The organism is Streptomyces poriferorum (genome assembly GCF_019399235.1).
GTDB lineage: Bacteria > Actinomycetota > Actinomycetes > Streptomycetales > Streptomycetaceae > Streptomyces > Streptomyces poriferorum.
This window is the reverse complement of record NZ_JAELVH010000350.1, coordinates 1-6,787: the sequence shown is the minus strand read 5'-3', so window position 1 is coordinate 6,787 and position 6,787 is coordinate 1. Positions and strand designations below refer to the sequence as shown.

4 protein-coding genes are annotated in these 6,787 nt (G+C 71.3%); 2 read left to right on the top strand and 2 right to left on the bottom strand.

Going from position 1 to position 6,787, the window contains the following annotated elements:
- Nucleotides 1-2,359, top strand: a 2,359-nt coding sequence (locus JGS39_RS35390) for a family 78 glycoside hydrolase catalytic domain (protein WP_219573861.1), incomplete at its 5' end; no start/stop codon positions are given.
- Between the two features lie 131 nt (nucleotides 2,360-2,490).
- Nucleotides 2,491-4,962 carry a beta-glucosidase family protein gene (locus JGS39_RS35385; protein ID WP_219573860.1) on the top strand — a complete coding sequence of 824 codons (2,472 nt, stop codon included), beginning with the start codon at nucleotides 2,491-2,493 and terminating at the stop codon, nucleotides 4,960-4,962.
- Between the two features lie 163 nt (nucleotides 4,963-5,125).
- Here JGS39_RS35385 and JGS39_RS35380 read toward each other — a convergent pair whose 3' ends face one another.
- Both JGS39_RS35380 and JGS39_RS35375 read right to left on the bottom strand, forming a co-directional pair.
- Nucleotides 5,126-6,217, bottom strand: a complete 1,092-nt coding sequence (locus tag JGS39_RS35380) for a lytic polysaccharide monooxygenase auxiliary activity family 9 protein (RefSeq protein WP_219573859.1) — start codon at nucleotides 6,215-6,217, stop codon at nucleotides 5,126-5,128.
- A 400-nt stretch (nucleotides 6,218-6,617) separates the two neighbouring features.
- Nucleotides 6,618-6,787 (bottom strand): substrate-binding domain-containing protein (locus tag JGS39_RS35375; protein WP_219573862.1); only part of this gene is annotated, 170 nt, incomplete at its 5' end.

Sequence of the window (6,787 nt, the reverse complement as noted above, 5' to 3'; positions counted from 1 at the left end):
CCGACGGTTCTCCGTCCGCGCCCCGGGCGCGGACGGAGAACCGTCGGCATGGAGCGCACCGAACGCCGTCGAGGCCGGACTCCTCGATCCCGTCGACTGGCTGGCGGTACCGGTGGGCGCCGACTGGGACGAGGACCCGGAGGCCGATCGCCGCCCCGCCCGGGTCCGCAAGGACTTCCACCTCGGCCGTCCCGTCGCCCGCGCCCGTCTGTACGTCACCGCCCACGGCCTGTACGAGGTGGAGATCAACGGCCACCGCGTCGGGGACGAGGCACTCGCCCCCGGCTGGACGGTCTATCCGCATCGTCTGCGTTACCGCACCCACGACGTCACCGCCCATCTCACCGAGGGAGCGAACACCATCGGCGCCTGGCTGGGCGACGGCTGGTACCGCGGCAAGTACGGCTTCGACGGCGGCACCCGCAACATCTACGGCACCGACCAGTCGCTCATCGCGCAGCTGGAAATGACGTACGAGGACGGCACCACATGCGTCGTCGCCACGGACGGAACCTGGACCGCCGCACCCGGGCCGATCCTCACCAGCGGCCTGTACGAGGGAGAGACCTTCGACGCCCGTCTCCACGACCCCGACTGGGCCACTCCCCGCGGCGCCGGCACGGGGGAGTGGTCCACCGTCCGCACCGGCACTCGGGACCCCGCGACCCTCGTCGCTCCTCTCGGACCGCCCGTACGCTGCACGCAGGAGATCGCCCCGGTCGCTGTCACCCGCTCCGAAGACGGCCGCCACCTGCTCGACTTCGGCCAGAATCTCGTCGGCCGCCTCCGTGTCACGGTCGACGGCCCGGCCGGCACCACCCTCACCCTCCGACATGCCGAGGTCCTCCAGGACGGTGAACCGGCCACCCGCCCGTTGCGCGAGGCGTACTCCGTCGACACCCTGATCCTTGCCGGGACGGGACCGCTCACCTGGGAACCCCGCTTCACCCTCCACGGTTTCCGCTACGCCGAGATCAGTGGCTGGCCGGGCCGGCTGACGCCAGGCATGGTCACCGCCCGCGTCCACCACACCGACATGCGCCGCACCGGTTGGTTCGAGTGCAGTGATCCCCTGGTCAACCGCCTGCACGAGAACGTCGTGTGGAGCATGCGCGGCAACTTCGTCGACCTGCCCACCGACTGCCCCCAACGCGACGAACGCCTCGGCTGGACCGGTGACATCCAGGTGTTCGCCCCCACGGCCGGCTTTCTCTACGACTGTTCCGGACTGCTCGACTCATGGCTCACCGACGTCGCGCTGGAACAGTTCCCCGACGGAACGATCCCCTGGTACGTCCCCGTCATCCCGGGTGAGCCGATGTGGACGCCGATCCACCCCGGGGCCGCCTGGGGCGACGTCGCCACCCTCACTCCGTGGACGCTCTTCCAGCGCTTCGGCGACCTCGAACTCCTCCGCCGCCACTACCCGATGGCCAAGGCATGGGTCGACCTGGTCGAACGCCGGGCAGGACCGACTCGTCTCTGGGACACCGGAGTTCAGCTGGGGGACTGGCTCGACCCGGCCGCACCGCCCGACGACCCCGCCGCCGGCCGTACCGACCGCTACCTCGTGGCCACCGCCTACTTCGCCCATTCCGCACGTCACCTCGCCCTCGCCGCAGCCGAGTTGGCCGAGCAGGAGGACGCCGCACGCTACTCGCTGCTCGCGGACGAGGTGGCAGAGGCCTTCCGGCGCCGATACGTCACGCCGTCGGGGCACTTGACCAGCGACAGCGCCACGGCATACGCGATCGCCCTCGTCTTCGGCCTGCTCACAGCTGGGCAGCGTGCGCCGGCAGGCAACCGCCTGGCCGAACTCGTCCTCGCCGACGACGCCCGCATCTCCACCGGCTTCGTCGGAACCCCTCTGATCTGCGACGCCCTCACCGACGTCGGCCACCTCGACGTCGCGTACCGCCTGCTGCTGCAGACCGAGTGCCCCTCCTGGCTCTACACCGTGACCATGGGGGCCACGACGATCTGGGAGCGCTGGGACAGCCTGCGCCCCGACGGCACCCTCAACCCGGGCGGCATGACCTCCTTCAACCACTACGCCCTCGGCGCAGTCGCCGACTGGCTGCACCGGACCGTCGGCGGAATCACCGCCACCGCCCCCGGCTACCGGAGCATCGCCTTCCGTCCCCGCCCCGGCGGCGGCATCACCTGGGCCACGACCCGCCACGAGACGCCCTACGGCACCGCGTCACTGTCCTGGGAGCTCGCCGCCAACGGCATGACGGCCCGCATCACGGTGCCGGACGGCTGCACGGCGACCGCCGAACTCCCCGGCCGCGCACCGCTTCCGCTGGGGCCCGGTGAACACGTCCTGCGTACGCAGAGCCCCGCAGAGGCGGCCTGACCGGCCACCGCCCGGAGACCGTATCGACCCCGAGCCGGGGCCGGCCGGGGACCTGACCCTCGGCCGGCCTCATTTCGCCCACCCCCGAGGCGGCGTGTTCCGCAGCCGCCATGTCACTCAGGAGAGCCGCTGTGAACAGACGAACGTTCCTCTCAGCCGCCGCTTTCACCGCCCTGGCCGCCTGTGCGGCGCCCGTCGGGAGCGCGCACGCCGCCCCTGGCAGCGCCGCTCAGGACCGGGCCGACGCACTGCTCGCGCGTATGACGGACGCCGAGAAGGAGGCCCTCGTGCGGTGCGACTTCGCCACCCTCGCGCACCTGGGCATCCCGGCCCTGACCATGGCCGACGCATCGGCCGGCCTGCGCGGTGAGACGGGGGTCACGGCGTTCCCGGTCCCCGTCGCCCAGGCGGCCGCCTTCGACGAGGACCTGGCGGGCCGGATCGGAGAGGCGATCGGCGCCGAGGGACGGGGCAAGGGGTACAACAACCTGCTCGGCCCCACCGTCGACCTGATCCGGACCTGGCACTTCGGCAGGCAGGCCGAGGCCATGGGCGAGGACCCGCTGCTTGCCGGACAACTGGGCGCGGCCCTCACCGTCGGCATCCAGTCCCAGCACGTGACGGCCACCGTCAAGCACTTCGCCGCCTACACGCAGGAGACCAACCGCTTCTTCACCGACACCCGGGTCGGCGACCGCGCCCTGCACGAGGTCTACGAGGCGCCGTTCCGACGCGTGATCGCCGCCGCTCCCACCACCTCGGTGATGATGGCGTACCCGAAGATCAACGGCACGTTCGCGACGCGGAACCCCGCCCTGTTCGACGACGTGAAAACGGGCCTGGGGCTCCAGGGTTACACCGTGCCGGACTTCTGGGCCGGAGACGACCAGGTCGCCGCCGCCCGGGCCGGCATGGACCTGGCCGGCCTCGGCCCCGGCGCCGTACAGATCCCGGCGGGGGCGCTCACCGGCGGATCGATACCGGCCGCCCGGCTCGACGACGCCGCCCGTCGCGTCCTCGTCACCATGTTCGCCAACGGCCTCATCGACCACCCCGTTCCCGCCCCCGCCGACGAGGTCAGCACGCGGGAGCACAAGGACCTCGCCCACGAAGCCGCCGTAGCCTCCACCGTGCTGCTGACCAACCGGTCCTCGGCACTCCCTCTGCCCAACACTCTGAGGTCGCTGGCGGTCATCGGCCCCGCAGGCACCGACACCTTCACCGGCGTGTCCGGCTCCACCTACGTCGACCCCGGCACCTGGACCACCCCGCTCCAGGCGATCCGCGCCCGCGCCGGAACGGCGGTGAAGGTCACACACGCCCAGGGCACCAGGGGCGACCTCGCCCTCCCCCCGGTCCCTTCGGCGGTTCTGCGCACCACCACCGGAGCGGCCGGCCTGACAGTCACCTACTACGCGGGCTCCGACGCGACCGGCACACCGGTCGCGACCCGCACCGAGGCGACCATCGACTTCACCGCGCCGCCCGTCGGGAACCTCCCGCAGGTGTGGTCCGCGAAGTGGACCGGCACGCTGACCCCGACCACCACCGGCCTCCACCGCTTCTCCCTGCTGCCCGCCGGAACCGCATCACTCGGCATCGACGGCAGGACGGTCGCCTCCGGCACACGGCAGATGCGCCGCTTCTTCCTCGGCCCCTACGACTATCCGCTCCAGGGAACCGTCGAACTGACCGCCGGACGCGCCGTTTCCGTGGAAATGACCTACACCAACGCCACCGCGGAAACCGGCACCTGCGGACTGACCCTCGGCTGGCAGCCGGACTCGCTGATCCCCGAGGCGGTGACGGCGGCCCGCGCTGCCGACGCCGCCGTCGTCTTCGTCAACCGGGTCGCGGGCGAGGCCATGGACCACGACCGGCTCGAACTGCCCGGCGACCAGGACCACCTGATCACCGCCGTCGCCGCCGCGAATCCGCGCACCGTCGTCGTCCTCAACACGGACGGGCCCGTCGCCACCCCCTGGCTGGGCGACGTCGAGGCCGTAGTGCAGGCGTGGTACGGAGGCCGCGGTACGGGAACCGCCCTGGCCGCCGTCCTCTTCGGCGACAGCGACCCGGCCGGACGCCTCCCGGTCACCTTCCCCGTCGACGCCACCCAGGGGCCGGGCACCACGCCCGCGACCTACCCGGGCATCAACGGCACGGTCGCCCACACCGAGGGCACGGCGGTCGGATACCGCTTCTACGACATGATGCGGCAGGAGCCCCGCTTCCCGTTCGGCCACGGTCTCTCCTACACGACCTTCGCCCATGGCTCCGTCGAAGCCACTTACGACAGGGCCGCGGAGACGGTCACCCTCGCCGTGACCGTCACCAACACCGGCCGGCGCCCGGGCACCGACGTGGTCCAGGTCTACGCCACGCTCCCGGGCGCGGCAGCGGCGGAACAGCGTCGTCTGGTCGCCTTCCGGAAGGTCACCCTGCCCCCGGCCGGCAGTCGGCGTCTCCGTCTCACGATCCGGGCTCAGGACCTCACCGTGTGGTCCTCGGGCACCTGGACCCTCGTACCGGGGACCTACACCTTCGCGACTGCGCGGTCGTCCCGGAGCATCACCGCGGGGCGGACCCTGAAGCTCGCCTGACCCCGCCGGCACCGACGCCGAAGACGGTCGTCCGGGCCCCTGCCGCACGACCGCCGGCACCGACGCCGAAGACGGTCGTCCGGGCTCCTGCCGCACGACGGTGCCGGTTCCCGCATGCTGCGGGAACCGGCACGCGTGCATCGCATGATCCGAGCGAGAGGCCCTACGGGTTGACGCAGCCGATCGAGCCCACCGGGAAGTTGTTGCCGGTCGATGTCGCCGTGAACCCGAAGGTGATGCTGCCGTCCGGTGGGACGGTCCGGTTGTAGTCGACGTTCCGCACCGTGAGCGCCCCGTCGGACCCCTTGGTCAAGGCCCCGTTCCACGCGTTGCTGATGGTGGTGCCCTCGCCGGGTGTCCACTGCACGGCCCAGCCCTCGAGCGCCGTCGTTCCGTGGTTCATGACCTCGACGGACCCCTGGAAGCCGCCGCCCCAGGAGCTGGTGACGCTGTAGACGGCCATGCACCCGGTGTGCGGGTCGGTCGGTGTGGGCGTCGGAGTCGGGTCGGTCGGGTCCGGCGTCGGCGTGCTGCCCGAGCCGCGGATGCCTGTCACCTCGCCGTTGCCGCCGTCGAAGACGATGTCGGAGCAGGAGAAGAAGTTCTCCTGGCTGTCCGAGCGCACCCACTGGATGAACATCACCGCGTCACCCGAGCGGCCCGAGGGCAGGGCCATGTCCCAGTAGTAGTGACCGCCGTCGGTACCCGGCGAGCCCGTCGCGGGCGGATTGGTGACAGTGTCGATCAGCTCCAGGTCGTCCCAACCCAGTTCGGTGCTCGGTGAGTAGCCGGGCTTGGACAGGTACACCCGGAAGGAGCCCGGATGCGCCGCCCAGTTGCTGTGCTGGACCTGGATCGTGTTCCCGGACGTCAGGTGGGTCCGGGGCCAGTCGGAGCGCGCGGCGTTGTACCCGGTGAAGTTGTACGGCGACCGGTCGCCGGCGCTGCACAGCTTCCCGTCCGGGACGTAACCCGCACCCCGTCCACCGGCGTTGGAGTCGAGTACGGCGAACCAGTTGTACAGCGAGTTCGGGCCGCTCTCGTTGAGTGCGGCCTTGCACGCCGGGTTGGTCGGGTCCAGGGATCCGGTGCTGGTCTTGGCGTCCAGCCAGCAGAGGTAGGTGCGCGACCCCGGCGTCATCGTCACGCCGTGTGCCTGCGCGTTGCCCTGGCCGAATAATGCCAGGGCTATGGCGCCGAACAGCGTCGCGAGCACCGTCGCCAGGGAGGCAAGTTGTTTCCTGCTTCGGGTCATGGTGTCTCCTGTGCCTGTGCGGGGATTGTCTTCCGGTGGGGGTCTGTCTCCTGCGGGGTGCGGAAGGGGGTGCGGGTGTGGCGCCGTGGCGGTCCGGGTCGGGGCGGTCGCGGAAGCCGCAACCGGCACTCGATCTATGGGAGCGCTCCCATGGTTTGGTTAGTAGGGGACTGTAAGAGCGTCGCCGTGTCCCTGACAAGCCATCGGACGGAATGCGTGACACGGATTCCGAATCGGCAGGTCGGTTGAGGGTGGTCAGACGCAACAGCACCTGCACGGGGGCCGGTTCACCCGGGGGCGCTCCTGCGGCCCGCCACCGAACGGTCCCGGCCGCCGCTGTTCCGGACGTGCCGGCGGCGGCCCGGGTGTCGGGGCCGCCGCCGTGGTGTGCGAAGGGGCCTCAGGCCGACTCGCGCACCACCAGCTGCGTCCGCAGGATCACATGACGCCACGCGACCTGCGGCTGGTCCATCTCCTCCAGCAGCAGTCGCACCATGGTCCGGCCGATCTCCTCCATCGGCTGGCGGACGGTCGTCAGCGGCGGTTCGGTCTGCTCGGCCAGCTCGAAGT